General features: G+C 70.2%; 22 protein-coding genes. 10 read left to right on the top strand and 12 right to left on the bottom strand.

Annotation, left to right across the window (positions count from 1 at the left end; genetic code table 11):
* The first annotated feature begins 21 nt into the window (after positions 1-21).
* Genes egtA through egtD form a run of 4 tightly spaced genes read left to right on the top strand, consistent with a single transcriptional unit; the run spans position 22 to position 4,389 of the window.
* Complete coding sequence (gene egtA, locus ACFW9O_RS30260) at positions 22-1,338, top strand: ergothioneine biosynthesis glutamate--cysteine ligase EgtA (protein WP_384613687.1); 1,317 nt, start codon at positions 22-24, stop codon at positions 1,336-1,338.
* Positions 1,335-2,675, top strand: coding sequence for an ergothioneine biosynthesis protein EgtB (gene egtB / locus ACFW9O_RS30255; RefSeq protein WP_384613686.1), 1,341 nt, complete (start codon positions 1,335-1,337; stop codon positions 2,673-2,675). Before egtA ends, egtB begins: the two co-directional genes overlap by 4 nt.
* A complete protein-coding gene (egtC, locus tag ACFW9O_RS30250) occupies positions 2,675-3,430 on the top strand; it encodes an ergothioneine biosynthesis protein EgtC (RefSeq protein ID WP_384613684.1) in 756 nt (251 codons plus the stop codon). The genes egtB and egtC overlap by 1 nt, the downstream gene beginning before the upstream one ends.
* Positions 3,427-4,389, top strand: coding sequence for an L-histidine N(alpha)-methyltransferase (gene egtD, locus ACFW9O_RS30245; RefSeq protein WP_384613682.1), 963 nt, complete (start codon positions 3,427-3,429; stop codon positions 4,387-4,389). Before egtC ends, egtD begins: the two co-directional genes overlap by 4 nt.
* On the opposite strand, the gene ACFW9O_RS30240 is transcribed toward egtD, so the two are convergent.
* The 3 genes from ACFW9O_RS30240 to ACFW9O_RS30230 form a co-directional block, all read right to left on the bottom strand.
* Positions 4,332-5,171, bottom strand: a complete 840-nt coding sequence (locus ACFW9O_RS30240; protein WP_384613680.1) for a lysophospholipid acyltransferase family protein — start codon at positions 5,169-5,171, stop codon at positions 4,332-4,334. The two genes, egtD and ACFW9O_RS30240, sit on opposite strands and share 58 nt — an antisense overlap.
* Positions 5,168-5,974 carry a GNAT family N-acetyltransferase gene (locus tag ACFW9O_RS30235; protein ID WP_384613679.1) on the bottom strand — a complete coding sequence of 269 codons (807 nt, stop codon included), beginning with the start codon at positions 5,972-5,974 and terminating at the stop codon, positions 5,168-5,170. The genes ACFW9O_RS30240 and ACFW9O_RS30235 overlap by 4 nt, the downstream gene beginning before the upstream one ends.
* A 176-nt stretch (positions 5,975-6,150) precedes the next feature.
* Complete coding sequence (locus ACFW9O_RS30230; RefSeq protein ID WP_351178804.1) at positions 6,151-7,404, bottom strand: extracellular solute-binding protein; 1,254 nt, start codon at positions 7,402-7,404, stop codon at positions 6,151-6,153.
* 202 nt (positions 7,405-7,606) lie between these two features.
* Between ACFW9O_RS30230 and ACFW9O_RS30225 the strand changes: the two genes are divergently transcribed.
* Positions 7,607-7,822, top strand: a complete 216-nt coding sequence (locus tag ACFW9O_RS30225; RefSeq protein ID WP_351178801.1) for a dodecin — start codon at positions 7,607-7,609, stop codon at positions 7,820-7,822.
* Here the strand turns inward: ACFW9O_RS30225 and ACFW9O_RS30220 are convergent, their stop codons facing one another.
* Positions 7,823-8,311, bottom strand: a complete 489-nt coding sequence (locus tag ACFW9O_RS30220; RefSeq protein WP_384613676.1) for a hypothetical protein — start codon at positions 8,309-8,311, stop codon at positions 7,823-7,825.
* A 37-nt stretch (positions 8,312-8,348) separates the two neighbouring features.
* Between ACFW9O_RS30220 and ACFW9O_RS30215 the strand changes: the two genes are divergently transcribed.
* Together ACFW9O_RS30215 and ACFW9O_RS30210 are read left to right on the top strand one after the other, a co-directional pair.
* A complete protein-coding gene (locus tag ACFW9O_RS30215; RefSeq protein WP_384613674.1) occupies positions 8,349-8,918 on the top strand; it encodes a DJ-1/PfpI/YhbO family deglycase/protease in 570 nt (189 codons plus the stop codon).
* A gap of 141 nt (positions 8,919-9,059) precedes the next feature.
* Positions 9,060-9,251 (top strand): DUF6381 family protein, encoded by a 192-nt coding sequence (locus ACFW9O_RS30210; RefSeq protein WP_384613672.1) that lies wholly within the window; start codon positions 9,060-9,062, stop codon positions 9,249-9,251.
* A 78-nt stretch (positions 9,252-9,329) separates the two neighbouring features.
* On the opposite strand, the gene ACFW9O_RS30205 is transcribed toward ACFW9O_RS30210, so the two are convergent.
* Genes ACFW9O_RS30205 through ACFW9O_RS30195 form a run of 3 tightly spaced genes read right to left on the bottom strand, consistent with a single transcriptional unit; the run spans position 9,330 to position 12,731 of the window.
* Positions 9,330-10,076 carry a succinate dehydrogenase/fumarate reductase iron-sulfur subunit gene (locus ACFW9O_RS30205; protein ID WP_384613671.1) on the bottom strand — a complete coding sequence of 249 codons (747 nt, stop codon included), beginning with the start codon at positions 10,074-10,076 and terminating at the stop codon, positions 9,330-9,332.
* Positions 10,073-12,022 carry a fumarate reductase/succinate dehydrogenase flavoprotein subunit gene (locus tag ACFW9O_RS30200; RefSeq protein WP_384613670.1) on the bottom strand — a complete coding sequence of 650 codons (1,950 nt, stop codon included), beginning with the start codon at positions 12,020-12,022 and terminating at the stop codon, positions 10,073-10,075. Before ACFW9O_RS30200 ends, ACFW9O_RS30205 begins: the two co-directional genes overlap by 4 nt.
* Position 12,023: 1 nt before the next feature.
* Positions 12,024-12,731 carry a succinate dehydrogenase gene (locus ACFW9O_RS30195; protein WP_384613669.1) on the bottom strand — a complete coding sequence of 236 codons (708 nt, stop codon included), beginning with the start codon at positions 12,729-12,731 and terminating at the stop codon, positions 12,024-12,026.
* 96 nt (positions 12,732-12,827) lie between these two features.
* On the opposite strand from ACFW9O_RS30195, the gene ACFW9O_RS30190 reads away from it, so the two are divergent.
* A complete protein-coding gene (locus ACFW9O_RS30190; protein WP_384613667.1) occupies positions 12,828-13,793 on the top strand; it encodes a LysR family transcriptional regulator in 966 nt (321 codons plus the stop codon).
* A gap of 43 nt (positions 13,794-13,836) precedes the next feature.
* Here ACFW9O_RS30190 and ACFW9O_RS30185 read toward each other — a convergent pair whose 3' ends face one another.
* From ACFW9O_RS30185 to ACFW9O_RS30170, 4 genes are all read right to left on the bottom strand, one after another.
* A complete protein-coding gene (locus ACFW9O_RS30185) occupies positions 13,837-16,011 on the bottom strand; it encodes an EAL domain-containing protein (protein WP_351182292.1) in 2,175 nt (724 codons plus the stop codon).
* Positions 16,008-16,826 carry an SAM-dependent methyltransferase gene (locus ACFW9O_RS30180; protein WP_384613666.1) on the bottom strand — a complete coding sequence of 273 codons (819 nt, stop codon included), beginning with the start codon at positions 16,824-16,826 and terminating at the stop codon, positions 16,008-16,010. Before ACFW9O_RS30180 ends, ACFW9O_RS30185 begins: the two co-directional genes overlap by 4 nt.
* Before the next feature lie 203 nt (positions 16,827-17,029).
* Positions 17,030-17,992, bottom strand: a complete 963-nt coding sequence (locus tag ACFW9O_RS30175) for an SCO0930 family lipoprotein (RefSeq protein ID WP_351176773.1) — start codon at positions 17,990-17,992, stop codon at positions 17,030-17,032.
* A gap of 86 nt (positions 17,993-18,078) precedes the next feature.
* Positions 18,079-18,366: a hypothetical protein gene (locus ACFW9O_RS30170; protein ID WP_384613664.1), complete on the bottom strand. Its 288-nt coding sequence runs from the start codon at positions 18,364-18,366 to the stop codon at positions 18,079-18,081.
* A gap of 397 nt (positions 18,367-18,763) precedes the next feature.
* Here ACFW9O_RS30170 and ACFW9O_RS30165 point away from each other — a divergent pair, with 397 nt between their 5' ends.
* Both ACFW9O_RS30165 and ACFW9O_RS30160 read left to right on the top strand, forming a co-directional pair.
* The gene (locus ACFW9O_RS30165; protein ID WP_384613663.1) at positions 18,764-19,531 is read left to right on the top strand and encodes a hypothetical protein; all 768 of its coding nucleotides are present in this window, start codon (positions 18,764-18,766) and stop codon (positions 19,529-19,531) included.
* A gap of 165 nt (positions 19,532-19,696) precedes the next feature.
* On the top strand, positions 19,697-20,254 hold the full coding sequence (locus ACFW9O_RS30160) for a hypothetical protein (RefSeq protein WP_384613661.1): 558 nt from the start codon (positions 19,697-19,699) through the stop codon (positions 20,252-20,254).
* A 98-nt stretch (positions 20,255-20,352) separates the two neighbouring features.
* Here the strand turns inward: ACFW9O_RS30160 and ACFW9O_RS30155 are convergent, their stop codons facing one another.
* On the bottom strand, positions 20,353-20,976 hold the full coding sequence (locus ACFW9O_RS30155; RefSeq protein WP_384613660.1) for a hypothetical protein: 624 nt from the start codon (positions 20,974-20,976) through the stop codon (positions 20,353-20,355).
* Positions 20,977-21,046 lie beyond the last annotated feature (70 nt).

The following is a 21,046-nucleotide window of genomic DNA, read 5'->3' as shown; positions in this document are numbered from 1 at the left end:
CACCCCAAAAGGAGGCCAAGCATGCCCCCGGACACACCCGGCGATCACAGTTCGCCCGTTGACGCGGAGCTCCTCGGCGAGGACGAGGCGGAGGATCTGCTGCGCGGCATATGTTTCAAGACAGGACCGCCCCGGACGGTCGGTGTGGAACTCGAATGGCTCATTCACGACCGTGAGCATCCCGAAGTCCCCGTCTCCCACGACCGGCTCGCCGCCGCCGCGGACGCCGTGCGCGCCACTCCGCTCGACGCGGCCCTGACCTTCGAACCGGGCGGTCAGCTGGAGCTCAGCTCGCAGCCCGCCGCCTCCCTCATGGCGTGCGTCGACCGGACCGCCGCCGACATGAGAACCGTGCGCGAGACCCTCGGCAGGGCCGGCCTCGTACCGGTCGGACTCGGCGTGGATCCGTGGCATCCTCCACGCCGTCTGTTGCAGGAGCCCCGCTACGCGGCGATGGAAACCGCCCTCGACCGGTCCGGGACCGCCGGTCGCGCCATGATGTGCACGTCCGCGTCCATCCAGGTCTGCCTGGACGCCGGTGAGGAGGAGCCGGGGCCGCTGGGCTACGGGCGGCGCTGGCAGCTGGGACACCTGCTGGGCGCGGTCCTCGTCGCTGCCTTCGCCAATTCACCGTTCCGGGAAGGGCGGCGTTCGGGCTGGCGCTCGACACGGCAGTCGCTGTGGGCGGACCTCGATCCGGCGCGGACGCTGGCACCGAGCAGCCGTCTCGCGCCCCGCGACGCCTGGGCCGCGCATGCCCTGGACACGCCCGTGATGTGTATCCGCGACGGCGATGCCCCGTGGGCCGTACCGGACGGGCTGACGCTCAGGGACTGGATCCGCGGTGACGGACCACGGCCCGCGGTGCGTGGCGACCTCGATTACCACATCACGACGCTCTTCCCGCCGGTACGCCCGCGCGGACACCTGGAACTGCGCATGATCGACGCCCAGTCCGGCACCGACGGCTGGCTGGTGCCGCTGGCCGTGACGACCGCCATGTTCGACGACCCGGAGGCAGCCGAAACCGTGTACCGCACCGTCAAGCCCCTGGCCGAGACCGCCGGCTCGCTGGCCGCACCCCGCAACCCCCTCTGGACAGCCGCCGCCCGTGACGGGCTGAGCGATCCGGAACTGGCCTCGGCGGCCGCCGCCTGCTTCGCGGCCGCACTGGAGGCGCTGCCCAGGATCGGGGCGAGCGACCACGTGCAGAACACCGTCGCCGCCTTCCACGACCGCTACGTGGCCCGGGGCCGATGTCCGGCCGACGACCTGCTCGCCCCGGCGCGGTCCGGTTCCGGAGCCGCCGCGCGGCACGGAAAGGGCCCGGCCCGATGACCGACACACCTGCGTCTCCCACCGAACCCGTCCTCGACCCCGAGGCCCTGCGCAAGCGCGCCCTGACCGCGCTCCTCACCGCCCGCGACCGCACCGCGCTGCTCACCGACAGCGTCGACGACCACGAACTCACCGCCCAGCACTCCCCGCTGATGTCGCCCCTGGTCTGGGACCTGGCCCACATCGGAAATCAGGAGGAACTGTGGCTGCTGCGCGCCGTGGGCGGCCGTGAGGCGATGCGCCCGGAGATCGACGGCCTGTACGACGCCTTCGAGCACTCCCGCGCGAGCAGGCCCTCACTGCCCCTGCTGGCGCCCGCGGAGGCGAGGACCTACGCCGCCGACGTACGCGGGCGGGCTCTGGACATCCTGGACGGTGCGCCGCTGCACGAAGGCGGCCCGCGGCTCGAGCGGGCAGGCTTCGCCTTCGGCATGATCGCTCAGCACGAGCAGCAGCACGACGAGACCATGCTGATCACCCATCAGCTGCGGTCGGGGCCGGCGGTGCTCAGCGCACCGGAGCCGCCGGAGCCCACCGACGCGGTGTCCCGGCCGGCCGAAGTCCTCGTCCCCGGGGGCCCCTTCACCATGGGCACCTCCACCGAGCCCTGGGCACTGGACAACGAACGGCCCGCCCACCGGCGCGAGGTGGCGGCCTTCTTCATCGACACCGCTCCGGTCACCTGCGGCGCCTACCAGCGCTTCATCGATGACGGCGGGTACACGGACGCGCGCTGGTGGGACCCCCGGGGCTGGGCCATGGTCCGGGAACACGGGCTCACCGCACCCCTGTTCTGGCACCGGGACGCCGGGCAGTGGCTGCGCCGGCGCTTCGGGGTGACCGAGCCGGTGGCGCCGGACGAGCCGGTCCTCCACGTCAGCTGGTACGAGGCGGACGCGTACGCCCGCTGGGCGGGCCGGCGGCTGCCTGCTGAGCCCGAGTGGGAGAAGGCGGCCCGTCACGACCCCGTCTCCGGACGTTCGCTGCGCTACCCCTGGGGCGACGAGGACCCGACACCCGAGCGGGCGAATCTGGGCCAGCGCCACCTGCGCCCCGCCGCCGCGGGCGCGTACGCGGCCGGCCGGTCACCGTCGGGCGCGGGGCAGCTGATGGGCGACGTGTGGGAGTGGACGTCGAGCGACTTCCTGCCCTATCCGGGCTTCGCGCCGTTCCCGTACCGGGAGTACTCGGAGGTGTTCTTCGGCCCCGAGCACAAGGTGCTGCGCGGCGGTTCGTTCGCCGTGGACCAGGTGGCATGCCGCGGCACGTTCCGCAACTGGGACCTTCCGGTGCGGCGCCAGATCTTCTCCGGCTTCCGGACTGCGAGGGATGCCTGATGTGCCGTCATATCGCATGCCTGGGACCGCCGATGGCCCTGGGGGACGTGCTCGTGTCCCCGGCGCACTCGCTCGTGCGCCAGTCCTGGGAGCCGCGCCGCCAGAAGCACGGCACGGTCAACGCCGACGGCTTCGGGGTCGGCTGGTACGCGGACGGCGATCCCGCTCCGGGGCGCTACCGCCGCCGCGGTCCCATCTGGGGCGACGAGACATTCGCCGATCTGGCCCGCGTGGTGCGCAGTACGGCCGTTCTCGCCGCGGTCCGTGACGCGACATGGGCGGGCGCGGACGGCGAGGCGGCCGCCGCACCGTTCGCCGCCGGCCGCCTGCTGTTCAGTCACAACGGGGCGGTGAAGGGCTGGCCGGACTCCCTGGCACCGCTGGCCGGCGCCCTGCCGCCCGTGGAACTGCTCGCGCTGGAGGCACGGACGGACTCGGCGCTGATCTGGGCGCTGATCCTCCACCGGATAGCCGCGGGCGACGAGATACCGCAGGCGGTCGCCGACACCGTTGTCGACATCGCCTCGGCCGCCCCCGGTTCGCGCCTCAACCTGCTGCTCACCGACGGCTCCACGATCGTGGCGACCGCGTGGGGCGACTCGCTCTGGTATCTCGACGAACCGGGCCGCCGCATGGTGGTGGCCTCGGAGCCGTACGACGACGATCCGTACTGGCGCGAGGTCCCCGACCGCACTCTGCTGGCCGCGACCCGCACCGACGTTCTACTCACCCCGCTCAAGGAGCCCTCTGAGTGAGTCCCTTCCTGCTGACCCGCACCCTGCCGCTGGACGCGACGGACGCGGCGCTGCGCGCCGATGTGCTGAGCGGCCTGACCCGGCACCCGAAGACGCTGCCACCCAAATGGTTCTACGACGCGCACGGCAGTGACCTGTTCGAGGAGATCACCCGCCTGGCCGAGTACTACCCGACCCGTGCCGAACGGGAGATCCTGGTCGCGCACTCCGCGGACATCGCGGCGGCGTCCGGGGCGCGGACCCTGATCGAGCTGGGATCCGGTTCCTCGGAGAAGACCAGGCATCTGCTGGACGCCCTGCCCGAGCTGCACACCTACGTACCCGTCGATGTCAGCGAGAGCGCCCTGAAGGGCGCGGCCGAGGCGCTGCTGGCCGAGCGTCCCGGACTCTCCGTGCACGCGCTCATCGCCGATTTCACCCACGTCCTGGACCTGCCCGACAACCCCGGGCCGCGACTGGTGGCCTTCCTGGGCGGCACGCTGGGCAATCTGCTGCCCCAGGAGCGCGCGGAGTTCCTGAAGTCCGTACGGGCACGCCTGGTGCCCGGCGACAGCCTGCTGCTCGGCACGGACCTGGTCAAGGACGAGGCGACGCTCGTCGCGGCGTACGACGACGCGTCCGGGGTGACGGCCGCGTTCAACAAGAACGTCCTGGCGGTGGTGGACCGCGAACTGGGAGCGGACTTCCAGCTCGACGACTTCGACCATGTGGCCGCGTGGGACCCGGAGCACGAGTGGATCGAGATGCGGCTGCGCTCCCGGCGGGCCCAGACCGTGAAGATCCGGGAGCTGGATCTGGAGGTGTCGTTCGAGGAGGGCGAGGAGCTGCGCACGGAGGTCTCGGCGAAGTTCCGCAAGGAGGGGGTACGGGACGAACTGGCCGCGGCGGGGCTGCGGCTGGCTCAGTGGTGGACGGATTCCGCGGGCAGGTTCGCGCTGTCCCTGGCGACGGCCGACTGAGCGGCCCGCGCGAGTGAACGTCTGTCGGGCTCACCGCCCGCCGGGATCGGTGCGAGAACACTGATCTCGGCCGTGAGCCCGGCGGCCGTCACCACCCTCCAGAGGGAGGCGGCGAGCGGATCGTCCCCGACGAAGGCCGCGGCACCCGCGGTGCCCATGTCCGCGGTCCGGTACCGGATGCGCACCGGCCGGACCGCGGCGCCCGCGTCGATCGCCGCCTGGAACGCGGCGGGCCGGAAGCGGCCGCCGGTGCTGCGGCCGCACCATGTGCTGCCCTGCGGGAAGACGGCGACCCGCGATCCTGAGCCCAGCGCAGCGGCAACGGACCGTACCGCGGCCGGCAGGGCCCGCAGCCGGTCCCGTTCGATGAACAGCGTGCCGCCGAGCGCGGCCAGCGGTCCGAGCAGCGGCCATGTCCGGATCTCGCTCTTGGCGACCATCCGGGCCGGGAGGACGGCGGCGACGAGCGGGATGTCCAGCCAGGAGACGTGGTTGGCGACCACGAGTTCCCCCGCCGGCGCACGTGGTGCCGTCTCCGGCAGGCCGGTGACGCGCACGCGTACACCGAAGGCCCGCACCACCGTGTACGCCCACCCGCGCACCAGCCGGTCGCGGCCCGCCGCGCCCAGGAGAAGCACGCCCGGTACGCAGAGCACTCCGAGCAGCGTGAGCGCGCACCCGGCGAACAGCAGGGCGGCGGCGGACAGTGGCGCACGACGCTCGCCCCGGTGCCCCGCGCAGTCGTGCGGGGTGCACGGGGCCATGGGCAGCCAGGCGCTCATCGCAGGGGGGCGAGCGAGAGGAAGTGGCGCAGGTAGCGCGGGTCGGTCCGGCGCATCGAGAGCAGGACGTAGAGGTCGGCGACGTCGAAGTCCGGGTCGTGGGCGGGGGCACCGCAGACCCAGGCGCCGAGGCGCAGATAGCCGCGCAGCAGGGGCGGCAGCGCGGCCCGGCCTCCCGCGCCCCCCGCGGGGTGCCCCGAGGTGTCCCAGAGACGGTGGGGAGTGACCCAGTACTTCTCGGGGGCCAGGTTGTGGGCGCGTACGGTGTCCCAGCTCCTGGCCGCCAGCGCGCCGCCGTCGGCGAGGGGTACGGAGCAGCAGCCCGCCACCCAGGTGTGGCCCGTGCGCTCCATGTAGCGGGCGAGGCCGGCCCAGATCAGCGCGATCACCGCGCCGTCGCGGTGGGCCGGGTGGACACAGGAACGGCCGACCTCGACCAGGTCGTCGCGTATCGGTCCGAGTCGGCTGAGGTCGAACTCGCCCTCCGCGTACAGCCCGCCGGCCCGCGCGGCCCCTGCGGGCGGCAGGAGCCGGTAGGTGGCGACGACGTCTCCGGTGGCCACCTCGCGCACCAGCAGGTGATCGCAGTGGACGTCGAAGGCGTCGCTGTCCAGGCCCGGCTCGGGGCCGTCGAGCCGGGCGCCGAGCTCGCCGGCGAAGACCTGGTGGCGCAGGCGCTGGGCGGCGCGTACGTCCTCCTCGCAGGTGGCCAGCGAAACCCGGTACCCCGAGCCGCCCTGCGGAGGGACCGCCGGGGCAGGGACGGGAAAGGGCGAGGTGAGGGGCAGGGGCAGCACGGTCATGGCAGTCTCCGGGGACGGATCAGCAGGGCGGCTGCCGGGCTTCCGCTGGAGTGCGACAGCCCGGCCCCTTACTTCTTCCGTGACCGGCTGGACTTGACATGACCGCTACGGAGAGCGGGGATGTGCGACGGCTGAATCCCGGGGGGCCGGATTCGGCCGTCGCTCCGGGGCCGCTGTCAGCCCGTGGTGAGCTTGGTGGTGATGCGTTCCGACGCCCTCTTCGCCTCCCTCGCCGGATCGCCCCCCTGCAGCACGGCGGTCATGTACGGCTTGATGGGGTTCTCGGCCTCGACGGCGGCCCAGTGGGGGGAGTTGGGCGTGGCACGGCCCTGGGTGGCACCCTCGGCCATCGCGGCCGTCCCTTCCTGGCCCTCGATGACTCGGGCGAGAGCGGGCTTGTTGGGCACGTAGCTCATCGTCCTGGCAAGGTCCGTCTGCCACTTCTCGCTCGCCAGGGCCGTGATGACGTCGATGCCCGCGGCGCGCTCGTCGGCCTTTTCCGGCACGATCAGGTCCGACCCGCCGGTGAAGACGGCGCCCGGGTTCTTCGCGGTCTTGCCCGGTATCGGGAAGTAGCCGAGCTTGCCCTTGAGGTCCGGATTCGCCTGCTCGATGAGGGCGGCGCTTCCCGGCACGGAGATGATCTGGGCGACGTCTCCCTTGGCGAACACGTCGGTCTGCGGGGGTGTCTGCTCGTCCGCGTCCTTGGGGCCGTCGCCGAGCGCCTGGAGCTCCTTGTAGAAGTCCATCCCCCTCAGGGCGGCGGGCGAGCCGAGCGCACCCTGCCAGTCCCCGCCGTTCTCGTCGGCGAGTTCACCGCCCTCGTCCCAGATGAATCCGGCGAGGACGTACCAGTTCTGGCCCGCGAGGTAGATGCCCTGCCGGCCGTCGCCGTCGAGCTTCTCGCCGGCCTCGATCCATTCCTCACGCGTCTTGGGGAGCGCCGTGATCCCCGCCTGGGCGAAGAGGTCCTTGTTGTAGATGACGACACGGTTGGCCGCGTACCAGGGGATTCCGTACTGCTGACCACTGATGCTGCCCGGCTGCGCCAGGCCCGGAAGCCAGTCCTCACTGCCCAGGTCACGCATGGACTCGAGGGTGAGGTCGCGGAGTCCGCCGCTCTCCGCGTACTGCGCGACCTGGGTGTTGCCGACCTCGATGACGTCCGGGGCCTCGTCGCTGTCGAGTGCTTCCAGGACCTTGGGGCCGATGCCGCCCCACTCCTGGATGACAAACTCCAGTTCGATGTCGGGGTTCTCCTTCTCGTACGACTCCGTGAAGCGGTCCAGGAAGCCCTGGGAAGCGCTGTCCTGCATCAGCCAGACGGTCACCGTGCGGCTGTCGGGACCCCCGCCGGGCAGGTAGCCGCAGCCACCCAGCGCGACGGAGGAAACGAGCGCGACAGCTCCGGCCAGTTTGCGGAATTTCACGAGGGTCACCTTCTGCGGAACGGCACGACGAAACAGGACCCGGGTGGGGGGACTGCGGGCGGCGCTCGCACGGGTTATGACTCGGAGTTTGGTATGGACCAATCGGCAGGTCAAGGGCCCTGCCGCCGGGAGTGCGCGGACGGTGATCCCTCGCGCGCCGACGCGGAGTGAGGCACCGTGGAACCAGGAAAGGAGACATTAGATGTCTAATCACACCTATCGCGTCACCGAGATCGTAGGAACCTCCGAGGAGGGCATCGATGCCGCGATCCGTAACGGCGTCGCAAGAGCTTCCGAAACGTTGCACAATCTCGACTGGTTCGAGATGACACAGGTGCGCGGGCACATCGAGAACGGCCGGATCGCCCACTACCAGGTGGGCCTCAAGGTCGGCTTCCGTCTCGACGGGAAGTCCTGATCAGGTACGGCCCTCGCGCTCCTGCGCGTCCTTGAGCGACGACGACGGCACGGCCCAACGGGCCCGTACCACCGCGAATCCCGCCAGTCGGGCCGCATCGCAGACCAGTTCGTCGTCGTCGACGAGGACCCGCACCTCACGCTCCCGGCCCAGCCGCTTCAGAATCTCCAACTTGGTGCGGCGGGCCGGCCGCCTGTCGTCGTTGCGCCGCATGTGCACATGACCACGGGGCAGCCCCTGCTGCTCCAGCCACGCCAGGGTGTCCCGGCGGCACCGCTCGGGGCGGCCGGTGAGGTACACGATCTCGCACTCCTCGGCGCTCGACAGCGCCAGGCTCACCCCCTCCTCCAGCGGGGGGTCGTCGACCGCCGCGGCGAAGAACCCTCCCCAGTCGCGCCGGGCGCCTTCGAGGAAGTGCTGTCGGTGGCCGCTGTCCGCGAGCGTCCCGTCCAGGTCGAACACGGCCAGCGGCCGGGCGTCGTCATTCACCCGCTCACCCTAGAAGACATGACGGAAGGACAGGTGTATGACGGGCAATGACCTCGGCGGACGCCGCGTGCTCGTGATCGTGACGAACTACGGCGTCGAACAGGACGAACTCGTGCTGCCCGTGCGGCACCTCCGCGACCGCGGAGTCACCGTGGACATCGCCGCCGAGTCCCCGGACGTCGTGCGGACACTCGTCGGCGACAGGGATCCCGGGGAGAACGTGCGGCCGTCCCTGACGCTCACCGATGCCGGTCCGGCCGGCTACGACCTGCTGCTCGTCCCCGGCGGAACACTCAACGCCGACTCACTGCGGCTGCAGGAGCCCGCCGTGGACCTCGTCCGCTCGTTCGCGTCGTCGGGCCGCCCGGTGGCGGCCATCTGCCACGGACCATGGGCGCTGGTCGAGGCGGGAGTCGTCGGGAACAAGACTCTCACCTCGTACGCCTCGCTGCGGACGGACATCCGCAACGCGGGCGGCAACTGGGTCGACGAGCCGGTCGTCAGCGACGACACCGGTGGCTGGCGCCTGATCACCTCGCGTACACCGGACGACCTTCCGGACTTCCTCCAGGAGGTCGACAAGGCGCTCTCGGCAGTGGGTTCCTGAGCCCGGAGCCGTGCGCGGCCGCTCCTCGTTCATCGAGGAGCAGCCGCCGCCGCAGGGAAGCGGGCCCGGTCCCGAGATGCAGATTCGGCAGTGCGCTGATTCGCTGATCCTGTCCGCTCCCCCACCGATTCAGGAGTGATCATGAGCGTTGCAGGTGAATCCGGCGGCCGCGCCCGGCAGCTGCGTGCCAAGGCGCAGGAACTGAAGGAAGCCGCAGAGCGCGCCTCCGACCCCGAGCAGCGCCGGCGGCTCCAGGACAAGGCCCGTCGCCTGCAGGAGCAGAGCGAGCAGGAGAGCAGCATGCGGGACCGCGGAATGGACCCGATGGTGTAGAGCCTCGCTCCACACTGCCGGTGGTCCTCCCCTGTTCGGTATCGGCCGGGAGGACCACCGGCAGAGCTGTGCACGGGGTCAGCGGCGTACCTTGCGGGTGGCCCGCAGCCACTCCTTGTTCATGGCCGCGATCGAGGGCAGCGGGATGCCCTTGGGGCAGGCCGTGGCGCACTCGCCGGTCAGGGTGCAGCCGCCGAAGCCTTCCTCGTCCATGGTGGCGACCATGTCGAGCACCCGGGTCTCGCGCTCGGGTGCGCCCTGCGGGAGCACGTTGAGGTGGTTGATCTTCGCGGAGGTGAAGAGCATCGCGGATCCGTTGGGGCAGGCCGCGACACAGGCTCCGCAGCCGATGCACTCGGCGTGCTCGAAGGCGAAGTCGGCATCCGGCTTGGGCACCGGGGTCGCGTGCGCGTCGGGTGCCGTGCCGGTGGGGGCGGAGATGTATCCGCCGGACTGGATGATCCGGTCGAAGGACGAACGGTCGACGACGAGGTCCTTGACGACGGGGAAGGCGGAGGCGCGCCAGGGCTCGATGTCGATCGTGTCGCCGTCCTGGAAGGACCGCATGTGGAGCTGGCAGGTGGTGGTGCGTTCCGGGCCGTGGGCGTCGCCGTTGATGACGAGGCTGCACGCGCCGCAGATGCCTTCGCGGCAGTCGTGGTCGAAGGCGACGGGCTCGTCCCCGCCGAGGATGAGTTCCTCGTTGAGGGTGTCGAGCATCTCCAGGAACGACATGTCCTGCGAGATGCCGTCGACTTCGTAGGTGGCCATGGCGCCGGGCGCCTCGGCGTTCTGCTGGCGCCAGACGCGCAGGGTGAGCTTCATGCGTAGCTCCGCTGGGTGGGGTGGACGTACTCGAAGACGAGGTCTTCCTTGTGCAGGACGGGGGCGTCGCCGGTGGCGTCGAACTCCCAGGCGGCGGCGTAGGAGAACTCCTCGTCCCAGCGGGCGGCTTCGCCGTCCTGGGTCTGTGACTCCTCGCGGAAGTGGCCGCCGCAGGATTCGGCGCGGTGCAGGGCGTCGAGGCACATGAGCTCGGCGAGCTCCAGGTAGTCGACGACGCGGTTGGCCTTCTCCAGCGACTGGTTGAACTGTTCGCCGGTTCCCGGCACCTTGATGCGGCGCCAGAACTCCTCCCGGATCTCGGGGATCCGGTCCAGTGCCTTGCGCAGCCCCTCTTCGGTGCGGGCCATGCCGCAGAACTCCCACATGAGTTCGCCGATCTCCCGGTGGAAGGAGTCGGGGGTGCGGTCGCCGTCGACGGCGAGGAGCAGATTCAGCCTGTCCTCGGTCTCCGCGAGGGCTTCGGTGACTGCCGGGTGGCCGGAGTCGATCTCCTCGGCGTGCGGGTTGCGGGCCAGGTAGTCGTTGATGGTCGACGGCAGGACGAAGTAGCCGTCGGCGAGGCCCTGCATCAGCGCGGACGCCCCGAGCCGGTTGGCTCCGTGGTCGGAGAAGTTGGCCTCGCCGATCGCGAACAGGCCGGGGATCGTGGTCTGCAGGTCGTAGTCGACCCAGAGCCCGCCCATCGTGTAGTGCACGGCCGGGTAGATCCGCATCGGGGTCTCGTACGGGTTCTCCGCGGTGATCTGCGCGTACATGTCGAAGAGGTTGCCGTACTTCTCCTCGACCTTGTCCCTGCCCAGCCGCTGGATGGCCTCGGCGAAGTCGAGGTAGACGCCCTGCCCGCCGGGGCCGACCCCGCGGCCCTCGTCGCAGACGTTCTTCGCCGCGCGTGAGGCGATGTCGCGGGGTACGAGGTTGCCGAAGGCCGGGTAGATGCGCTCCAGGTAGTAGTCCCGCTCGTCCTCCGGGATCCGGTTCGCGGGGCGGTCGTCGCCCTTGGCCCTGGGGACCCAGATGCGCCCGTCGTTGCGCAGCGATTCGCTCATCAGCGTCAGCTTGGACTGGTGGTCACCGGTGCGCGGGATGCAGGTGGGGTGGATCTGGGTGAAGCACGGGTTGGCGAAGTACGCGCCGCGCCGGTGGGCGCGCCAGATGGCGGTGGCGTTGGAGTTCATGGCGTTCGTCGACAGGTAGAACACGTTGCCGTAGCCGCCGCTGGCCAGGACGACCGCGTCGGCGAAATGCGTGTCGATCTTCCCTGTGACCAGGTCGCGGGCGACGATGCCGCGGGCCTTCCCGTCGACGACGATCAGGTCGAGCATCTCGGTACGGGCGTGCAGTTCGACGTTGCCCGCGGCGATCTGGCGGGACAGCGCCTGGTAGGCCCCGAGGAGGAGCTGTTGTCCCGTCTGGCCGCGGGCGTAGAAGGTACGGGAGACCTGGACGCCGCCGAAGGAGCGGTTGTCGAGGAGGCCGCCGTACTCGCGCGCGAAGGGAACACCCTGGGCGACGCACTGGTCGATGATCTCGACGGAGATCTGGGCGAGCCGGTGGACGTTGGACTCGCGGGCGCGGAAGTCGCCGCCCTTGACCGTGTCGTAGAAGAGCCGGTGGACGGAGTCGCCGTCGTTGCGGTAGTTTTTCGCGGCGTTGATGCCGCCCTGCGCGGCGACGGAGTGGGCGCGCCGCGGTGAGTCCTGGAAGCAGAACTGGACGACGTGGTAGCCCTGTTCGGCGAGGGTCGCGCCTGCCGAGCCGCCGGCCAGTCCGGTGCCGACGACGATGACGGTGTGCTTGCGGCGGTTGGCCGGGTTGACCAGCTTCGCCTGGAAGCGGCGGGTGTCCCAGCGCTCGGCGACGGGGCCTCCGGGCGCCTTGGTGTCGACGACGGGCTCACCGGTCGCGTAGTTCGTGTAGTCGCTCATGTCAGCTCACCACTCCGGTCATGACGGCCAGGGGCACGGAGACGAAGCCCACCGTGAGCACCACGGCGAAGATGTTGGCCACGGTCTTCAGCACCCGGTCACGGGTCGCGTTGCCCACGCCGAGGGTCTGCGCCGCGCTCCAGAATCCGTGCTGGACGTGCAGGCCCATGGCGAGCACCGCGACGATGTAGATGACGTTGCCGTACCAGGTGGAGAAGGTGTCGAGCACGTTCTGGTAGGGGTGTCCGGACTGGAATCCGCCGGTGTGCACGGTGCCGGTCGTCAGGTCGAGGATGTGCCAGACGATGAACAGCGCCAGGATGATGCCGCCCCAGCGCATGGTGCGGGTGGCGTAGCTCGCGCGCGCCTTCTTGTGCACGTACGCGTTCGGGCGCGCCCTGATGTCGCGGCGGCTCAGCTGGTACGCGGATACGGCGTGCAGGACGACGGCCGCGACGAGCACCACGCGGATGATCCACAGGGCCCACTCGTAGTGCAGGAAGGGTTCGCCGAGGGTCCGGAGCCAGTGGGCGTAGTGGTTGAACTCGTCGGACCCGAAGAAGATCTTCAGGTTGCCGAGCATGTGGACGCTCAGATATCCGAGCATGATCAGGCCGCTCACAGCCATGATCATCTTCTTGCCGACGGACGAGTCCCAGAGCGTACGCGTCATGGACGGCCGTCGGTCCGTCCGCGTTGCCAATGCCATGGACACGACGCTAGGGCCGAAGGGCATCATCAGTCCAAGACATGAAACTACTCATGTCCATAGATATTCGCTATGCAGGCCGCTATCGTCGGTTCCATGCACTTCCAGCAGCTCACCTACTTCGTGGCGGTCGCCGAGGCGAAGCACTTCACCCGGGCCGCCGAGGAGGTGCACGTCTCGCAGCCGTCGCTCTCGCAGCAGATCAAGGCGCTGGAGAACGAGCTGGGCGCCGAGCTCTTCAGCCGCGCCCGGGGCAATATCGCGCTCACCGACGCGGGCGAGGCACTGCTGCCACTGGCCCGCCGGATCCTGGCGGACGCCGAAACGGCACGGCACGAGGTGCAGGAACTGGTGCAGCTGCGCCGGGGGCGGATCAGACTGGGTGCCACCCCGAGCATCTGCACGGGACTGCTGCCCGACATGCTGCGCGCCTTCCACGATCTGCATCCGGGGGTCCAGCTCCTGATCGAGGAGGGCGGCTCCCACGACCTCGTACGGGGGCTGGCCCGGGGCGCGCTGGACCTCGCGTTCCTCGTGCTGCCGCTGCCCGCCGCGTCGCCCGCGCTGACCACCGTGGAGCTGCTGCAGGAGGACCTGGTGGTGCTGTCGTCGCCCGCCCGGCCGGCTCCCGGCCACCAGGGGCGCGTCCGCATCGCGGATCTCGCGGACGAACCGATGGTGATGTTCCGGCACGGCTACGACCTGCGGGAGCTGACGGTGGCCGCCTGCCGCGCGGAGGGCTTCGAGCCGTCGTTCACGGTGGAGGGCGGCGAGATGGACGCCGTGCTGGGCTTCGTACGGGCAGGGCTCGGGATCGCGGTCGTCCCCCGCATGGTCGCCGTACGGGCCGGCCGCGATCTGCGGACGACACCGCTGGCCCCGCCCGGCCTGCAACGCACCATCGCGCTCGCGCACCGCAGCGACGTCGCGCCGCCGCGGGCGGCGCGGGAACTGCGGCGGGTGCTCCTGGCCATGGGCGCCGACGGGCCCGGAGCCGCGGACGGACCGGACACGGCAGTGCCGCCCGCTTCGTCCTCAGCCGCCGGCCGGTCCGGCGGCTGAGGGCGAAGCGCCTTACCGCGTACGCCGGTTGAGGACGAGTCCCTCAGACCGCGTCCGCCAGGAGCAGGGAATGAATGCGGTCCGGCGCCCCCGGTCGCGCGTAGTACCAGCCCTGAGCCGTGTCGCAGCCCAGCTTCCGCAACTGCTCGGCCTGGGCGCCGGTCTCCACGCCCTCCACGGTGACTGCGAGGTCCAGGCTGTGGGCGAGCGAGACGATCCCCTCGACGATCTTCAGGTCGACCGGGTCGGCCGGATGGTGCTGCATGCCCTGTGTGAAGGAACGATCCAGCTTCAGCACGCTCACGGGCAGACGGCGCAGGTTCGCCAGGTTCGAGTAGCCGGTCCCGAAGTCGTCCAGGGCGATGTCGACGCCCATCTCCGCCAGTTGCCGCAGCGGCTTGAGCAGATCGTCGTCGGCGCCTATCAGCGCCGACTCCGTCACCTCCAGGCACAGGGCGCCCGGATCCAGTCCGGAGCGTTCCAGGACGTCGACGGTCTCGGCGACCAGCCTCGGGTGGTGCAACTGCGTAGGCGAGAGGTTGACGTTGATCCGGAGCGGGCCGCCGTCCGTGTGCCGCTCCGTCCAGTACTTGGCCTGGCGGACGGACTCCTCCAGCACCCAGCGGCCGAGCGGCACGATCAGCCCGGTGTGCTCGGCGAGCGCGATGAACCGGTCGGGGCCCAGCACACCGTGCTGCGGGTGACACCAGCGCACGAGCGCCTCCGCACCGTGCACGCTGCCGTCGCCCAGGTGCACCAACGGCTGGTACTCGATGAAGAATTCGCCGCGGTCCAGGGCGGCGGGCAGAGCCGTCGTCAGCCCGTGCCGGGTGATGGCACGGGCGTCGGCCTCGGCGTCGGCGATGGCGAACCGGTTGCCACCCGCCGACTTGGCGCGGTACATGGTGATGTCGGCGCTGCGCAGTACCTCGGCGGCGGTACGTTCGCCCGACGGCCCCTCGACGACGCCGATGGACCCCCGTACCGTCAGCTCCCGGCCGTCCAGCCGGATGGGCGTGGCGAGCGCCGAGAGGATCCGTCCGGCGAGCTCGTCGACCTCGTCCTCGGTACGCGGTCCGGTCGTCAGGGCCACGAACTCGTCCCCGCCGAGGCGTGCGACCATCTCGCCCGGGGCCGTCGCGCAGCTCTGCAACCGGTCGGCGACCTCGACCAGGAGCCGGTCGCCCGCCGCGTGGCCGAGGCTGTCGTTGATCGCCTTGAACCCGTCGAGGTCGAGGTAGCAGAGGCCGAAGCGCATGCCGTCCTTGGCGGCGAGTGCCTTCTCCAGACGCTCGAAGAACAGGGTCCGGTTGGGCAGCCCCGTGAGCGCGTCGTGCGTGGCCTCGTAGCGCAGCCTCAGATTGAGCAGCCGCCGCTCGGTGGTGTCCTCCATGAGGGCGAGCTGGTACTCCGGCCTGCCCTCGGAGTCGCGCAGCAGCGAGACCGTGAGATTGGTCCACAACACGGTTCCGTCGTTGCGGTAGTAGGCCTTCTCCACGCGGTAGTGCTCACGTTCCCCGCGCACCAGCTCGTTGTAGTACCTCCACACCTGCGGCGAGTCCTCGGGGTGGACCCACTCGTTCACCTTGTGGCTGCGGACGTGGTTCTCCAGGCCGCCGAACATCCGGGTGAGCGTGTCGTTGATCTCCAGGATGTTGCCTTCGAGGTCGGCGATCCCGATCCCGATGGCCGCGTCCTTGAACACGGCACGGAACCGCGCCTCCGTCGCGTGCAGCGCCTGCTCCGCGTGCGAGCGGGCGGTGAGCGCCGAGCGGGCGATGGCCTCCTGCTCGACGAGCGTCCGCTCGCGCAGAGCCTGGGTGAATCCGCCGGCGAGCGCGTGCTGCATCCGCGCGCAGCGGGCCCGGCCGTCCTCGGTCGACAGCTCCATGGGGCCGTTGCTGCCGCAGTAGAGCACCAGGTACGAGTCGACGACGCCGAGTGTGGAGCTGAGGGCGTCGGGATCCGTGCAGTGGGCGGCCACCAGCGCGGCCCCCACCCGATGTGCGGAGGCCGCGTCGAAGGGCCGTGCGTGAAGGATCTGGCTGAGCTCCCGGGCGAGCGGCAGCAGATGCTGCTCGAACTCCGGACGCGTCATGGACGTGGCCGTGGACGGAAAGATCGCCCGGCTCCAGATGGTGGCGAATCTCCGGAGCCGGCCCTCAGGGCCGTCCGGTTCCGCGTCCGGTGCGCCGGACGCCTGGGCGGGGATGCTCACGCCTTGCGTCCAACCCCGGCGAAGCCCGAGAAGGCGAACGGGTCTTCCTGCGCCCGCGCCTCGGGGTTCTCGGGACGCCAGTCGGGCATCGAGACGAGGCCGGGCTCGACCATCTCGTACCCGTCGAAGAAGCGGCCGACCTCTTCGCGGGACCGCATGATGAGCGGATTGCGGATGTTGCGGTAGACGCCGACCGTGCCGCCCGCGTCCTCCTGGGAAAGCGGAATCCCCTCGTACGAGGCGTGGGTCAGGACGAGCAGGCTGCCGGGCGCCAGCGACTCGCGCAGCTCGGCGACCGCCTCGTACGGGGAGTCGGAGTCCTCGACGAAATGGAGCACCGCCACGAGCAGCAGGGCCACCGGCTTGTCGAAGTCGAGCAGTCCGCGGATCTCCGGGCTCGCCAGGATCTCCGCGGGCTTGCGCAGATCCGCCGCGGCGACCACGGTCCGCTCGTTGCCCTCCAGCACCGCCTGGCTGTGTGCGACCGCGACGGGATCGTGGTCGACGTACGCGATCCGGGCTTCCGGGTCGGCCGCCTGGGCGACTTCATGGACGTTCCCGAACGTCGGTATGCCCGATCCGATGTCCAGGAACTGGCTGATACCCGAAGTGGTGGCGTAGTGCACGGCCCGGCGCATAAATGCGCGATTCGCCTGCATGATCTTGGGAAGGCCCGGCATGAACTCCATGGCCTTACGGGCTGCTTCCCGGTCCACCTCGAAATTGTGCGAACCGCCCAGATAGAAGTCGTACATGCGAGACACGCTCGGCACCGAGATGTCAATGCCCTGCGGTGCCCAGGCGGGACGCTCCATCGATGTCTCCAACAAGTCGCCACGGCGATCCGGCCATGTTCATGGTCAGTGTTGACCAGAGGCTACTGATCGACCGCCAAGAGAGCGAGTGGAAACGGAAATTAGAGATCCGTTATTGGTCACACACCAGTGGCATGTGCAAGCGGTCCGTCGCTGCGCGTAAACGCCCAGCGACGGACCGGCACTGCAAGGCCTCTTCGGTACTACTTGGAAGCGCCGACGAGCTTCGAGTCGGGCGCCACCGCGTACCATGTGCCCCCGACGCCTTGGCCGTTGGTGTCTCCGGGCTCGAGGTCGCCGGAGAAGGTGTAGATCGGCCAGCAGTCGAGGGTCTGCTGCTTGATCCCGTCGGGACGGTCGAAGGTGGTGAATCCCTTGGTGGTGACTCCCTCGACATCATTCTTCGACACGGGACTGACGACGGGCCACTTCTTGAGGCACTCTCCCGTGCACGCGGTCTTCATCGGCCATGCCGAGTCCTTCTTGAAGCGGTAAACCGTCATGCCTCGCTTGTCGACGACGATCTCTCCGAGTTTCGGGTCCTTACGGACCGAAAGTCCGGCGAGATCAGCGGGTTCCGCACCGGCGGGGCCATCCGCGTTCACCGCGGCCTTCTTCCCGTCGGGAGCCGAGGCGAACCACGTGCCTCCGACGCCCTGCCCGTTCGCTTCTCCGGGCCCGGTGTCCTTCGCGTACCGGTACATCGGCCAGCCGTCGACGGTCAGCTGCTTGGTGCCGTCGGCCCGTGCGACCTCACCCATCAGTGCGGCATCGGTCCCCGCCGCGGCCTTGGCGTCACCCGCGAGCACCACCGGCCAGGTCTTCGCGCAGTCGCCCTCGCAATTCGACTTCGGTGGGCTCGCGGTGTCCTTGTCGAAGCGGTAGAGCGTGAAGCCCTCGCTGTCGGTCAGCACCTTGCCCAGTTCCTTGCTGTCCCACACCGCGAGCTGTCCGGCCTTCTTCGCTCCCGCCGCGTCAGCACCCGTGTCGGAGCCGTAGCCCCCGTCGGAGCCGTATCCACTGTCGGCCGGCTGCTGCGCGGGAGCCGCGTTGCCCACCGCCTGGCCGTTGGGGGTCGCGGTGCCCTTCTCCTGACCGCACGCCGTCGTCAGTGCCAACAGGGCCACCGTCGTCACCGCGAGCGAGGCGTTCCGCCAGGTATTCATGTCGACTCCCGTTGTCCTTCTGCCGGTTGCGACGCGAGTCCCGCGTCGTTCATGGCCCTAGGTACGGGCGAGCGGTCCCCGTCTGTTCAACGGATCACCGAAAAAGTTTCTCCGGCCGCAAACGCGAATCGACGAATGTCCCCACCATCAGGCGAATCGGCTTCCCCCTCCGCGTGCCGCGGGGCAGCGGGGAACATGATCCCCGGCGTGTACGGATCACGCATCGTGCGGCTCATGGCCGCCACCTCCCTGCTCTGGCTGGTCGCCGTCCCGGCACCCGCGGCCGGTGACAACTGCGCGGTGGCCTCCATCGGTGAGGGGGACGGCAGTTCGTCGGTCGCCGTGTCGGGTGACGGGCAGTGCGCGGCGGTCATCGCCGAGCCCGAACCGGCCCCGCCTCCTCCACCACCTCCGCCACCACCTCCCCCGCCGCCACCTCCACCGCCTCCCCCTCCTCCCCCGCCGCCACCTCCCCCGCCACCTCCGCCCCCTCCGGCCCCCGCGCCGCCCGAACCGGAACCGGAACCCACGCCGCCACCGCCGTCGCCCACAGCGCGTCCCGCACCGCCCTCCCCCAGGCCCGTGGCACTCCCCGCCTACCGGAAACCGGCCCGCAAAGCGCCCCGGGCCGGCCCTTCGCTGGTCTCGCTCACCTTGGTGATCACCGCTCCCGCCGTCTTCGCGGTGGCCGTCCTGCGGCCCCGCTCGTCCCGATGACCGACAACCGACAACCGATGACCGATGACCGATGAAGACCGATGAAGGAACCCCATGTCGGAATGGCTTGTTCTGACCATTGCCATGGCCTCGGCCTGCGCCGTCGTCCTGACCATCGCAGTCCTCAACAACCGCCGCATCGGTGAGGACGACGATCCGTCAGAGACGCCCGACGTCATCGAGTACATGACGATGATGATCGGCGTGGTGTACGCGATCGTGCTCGGCCTGGCCATCGCGGGCGTCTGGGAGGGCCGCAGTGCCGCCCAGGAATCGGTACGCCTGGAGGCCCAGGCGCTGCACGAGGTCAGCGCGCGGGCAGCCGTGTACCCGGTCGAGGTGCGCGACCGGATCCGCGGCGATGTCGACGCCTACGTCTCGTACGTCGTCGACGAGGAGTGGAGGGCGATGACGGAGCACAGCAGCCTCACCGAGGAGGGGACACGGCTCCTGGACCGGCTACGGGCCGATGTCACGGAGTACAAGCCGCGTACGGACCACGAGGGGCAGGCGTACCAGCCGCTGGTGGACCAGGTGGCCGCCGTCGACGACGCGCGGGGCTCCCGGGGCCAGAACGCGGGCGCGACCATGCCGGGAGTCGTGTGGTTCGGCCTGGTCACGGGGGCACTGGTCACGGTCGGGCTGATCTTCACGCTCCAGATCCGCAGAACGTTCCGCGAACTGCTGCTCGCCGGTCTCTTCAGCGTCCTGATCGCCTTCCTGCTCTTCCTGATCTGGGATTTCGACGCCCCCTTCGGCCGGGGCATCTCCGCCACCCCCGCCCCGTTCACCGATCTGTTCCCGCACGCCACGGGCGGATAGGACAGTCCACGGGTGCGCCGGCCGGGGGACAAGGCTGCCCCATTCGCCGGACACCGATCGCGGGTGATATGTACCACTTCTAGCGTGTCGGGCATCGAGGTGCATTTCTCATGCCTTGCGGAAATCCGTTCCGCAGCTGCTCCTCGGGGACCTGGAGGATCCACCATGCGCGCGATACGTGTCGCACCCGCCGCCCTACTGGGCGCGGCCGCCTGTTTCCTGATGGCACCGGCCGCATCGGCCCACATGCTCACAGGCAACACGTCCTCGTTCACGCCGACCATCACTCCGTCGACGGTCGCGCCGGGGGGCCAGGTCACCCTCGGCGCGATGGGGTGCACCAGTGACGCGACCGCGTTCTCGGGTGTGTTCGACACGACCACCATCCCGCGAGGCAGGTCGGCCACCGTCACGGTCGACTGGGACGCCAGGCGCGGGGCTGTCTACGAGGTGACCTTCCGCTGCGGTACCTCGACGCGGACGGCCGACCTCTCCATCACGAGCGGTGCCACGAGTTCCCCCACGAGCACCCCCACCACCCCTCCCACCACCGCTCCCACCACCAGCTCCACCGCGTCTCCCAGCGGTGTACTGGGCGGGCTCGGCGGCAGCGTCGACACCATGGACCCCGGCGAGATCGCAGCCGGGGCCGCGTTGGTGACGGTCGCAGCGGCCGGGGCCACGTACGTCCTGCGCAAGCGGCGCACCGGCCGTCAGCACTGACGGTTCCACACAATTTCACAGCACACGACAGTCGCCCCGGGTCCTGGTCCAGGACTCGGGGCGACGGGCGTATCGGGCCGGGCGGGAGGTTCGACGCGTTACATTGCCGCATTACTCATCCGGCGGCGAACGATGAAGACGGCACCGCCGACAGCTGCCGCGGCGACAAGACCGCCTCCGATCTGCATCTCGACCGAGCTCGGCCCCATGGAGCCACCGAGGCCGCCCTGGGCACCCCGGCTGGGGAGCACCGTGAAGCGGGCGGTCGCGACGGACGCGTCGTTGTCGCCACGGCCACCGCGCTCATCGCCGTCGCCGCCCTGACCGCCCTGGCCGCCGTTGCCGCCCTGGCCGCCGTCGCCACCGTTGCCGCCGGTGCCGTTGCCGAAGTTGTTGTCGCTCTCGTTGCACTTCACGGACAGGCTGTACTGCCCGGGTGTCGCGTTGTCCCGGATGCGGGGCGTGGCGTAGCCGACGCGCCCGGGCGAGAGATTCACCGTCGGGAAGGCGTTCGACCACACCTTGCCGCCGGCACGGCCGCACCCCTCTGCGCTGACCTGCAGGGTGGCGCCCTGGTGGACGGAGGACGGGTTGACGGTGACGTTGGTCGGGGCGGTGTTCGGGTTGCTGCCCGGGCCGCCGCCGGCGATCGCCATCGGAGCAGCGAGCCCGACCGCGGCGAATGCGGTCGCGGTCACCGCGAGAGTGCGTGAAGCACGCATCTTTGAACCTCCAGCGGGAAGCGCCCCGGAGTCCTGATCCCCGGGATGAATCGACGAGAACGCCTCCCAT

Source organism: Streptomyces sp. NPDC059499 (assembly GCF_042749285.1).
Taxonomy (GTDB): Bacteria; Actinomycetota; Actinomycetes; order Streptomycetales; family Streptomycetaceae; genus Streptomyces.
This window is presented reverse-complemented; position numbering and strand designations above follow the sequence as displayed.

Bases quoted from the DNA above. Each gene is read 5' to 3' on its own strand.
- egtA (WP_384613687.1), top strand. From the start codon at position 22: ATGCCCCCGGACACACCCGGCGATCACAGTTCGCCCGTTGACGCGGAG.
- egtB (WP_384613686.1), top strand. From the start codon at position 1,335: ATGACCGACACACCTGCGTCTCCCACCGAACCCGTCCTCGACCCCGAG.
- egtC (WP_384613684.1), top strand. From the start codon at position 2,675: ATGTGCCGTCATATCGCATGCCTGGGACCGCCGATGGCCCTGGGGGAC.
- ACFW9O_RS30240 (WP_384613680.1), bottom strand. From the start codon at position 5,171: ATGAGCGCCTGGCTGCCCATGGCCCCGTGCACCCCGCACGACTGCGCG.
- ACFW9O_RS30235 (WP_384613679.1), bottom strand. From the start codon at position 5,974: ATGACCGTGCTGCCCCTGCCCCTCACCTCGCCCTTTCCCGTCCCTGCC.
- ACFW9O_RS30225 (WP_351178801.1), top strand. From the start codon at position 7,607: ATGTCTAATCACACCTATCGCGTCACCGAGATCGTAGGAACCTCCGAG.
- ACFW9O_RS30215 (WP_384613674.1), top strand. From the start codon at position 8,349: ATGACGGGCAATGACCTCGGCGGACGCCGCGTGCTCGTGATCGTGACG.
- ACFW9O_RS30210 (WP_384613672.1), top strand. From the start codon at position 9,060: ATGAGCGTTGCAGGTGAATCCGGCGGCCGCGCCCGGCAGCTGCGTGCC.
- ACFW9O_RS30205 (WP_384613671.1), bottom strand. From the start codon at position 10,076: ATGAAGCTCACCCTGCGCGTCTGGCGCCAGCAGAACGCCGAGGCGCCC.
- ACFW9O_RS30200 (WP_384613670.1), bottom strand. From the start codon at position 12,022: ATGAGCGACTACACGAACTACGCGACCGGTGAGCCCGTCGTCGACACC.
- ACFW9O_RS30195 (WP_384613669.1), bottom strand. From the start codon at position 12,731: ATGGCATTGGCAACGCGGACGGACCGACGGCCGTCCATGACGCGTACG.
- ACFW9O_RS30190 (WP_384613667.1), top strand. From the start codon at position 12,828: ATGCACTTCCAGCAGCTCACCTACTTCGTGGCGGTCGCCGAGGCGAAG.
- ACFW9O_RS30180 (WP_384613666.1), bottom strand. From the start codon at position 16,826: ATGGAGCGTCCCGCCTGGGCACCGCAGGGCATTGACATCTCGGTGCCG.
- ACFW9O_RS30175 (WP_351176773.1), bottom strand. From the start codon at position 17,992: ATGAATACCTGGCGGAACGCCTCGCTCGCGGTGACGACGGTGGCCCTG.
- ACFW9O_RS30170 (WP_384613664.1), bottom strand. From the start codon at position 18,366: ATGACCGCCGCGCACTGCCCGTCACCCGACACGGCGACCGACGAACTG.
- ACFW9O_RS30165 (WP_384613663.1), top strand. From the start codon at position 18,764: ATGTCGGAATGGCTTGTTCTGACCATTGCCATGGCCTCGGCCTGCGCC.
- ACFW9O_RS30160 (WP_384613661.1), top strand. From the start codon at position 19,697: ATGCGCGCGATACGTGTCGCACCCGCCGCCCTACTGGGCGCGGCCGCC.
- ACFW9O_RS30155 (WP_384613660.1), bottom strand. From the start codon at position 20,976: ATGCGTGCTTCACGCACTCTCGCGGTGACCGCGACCGCATTCGCCGCG.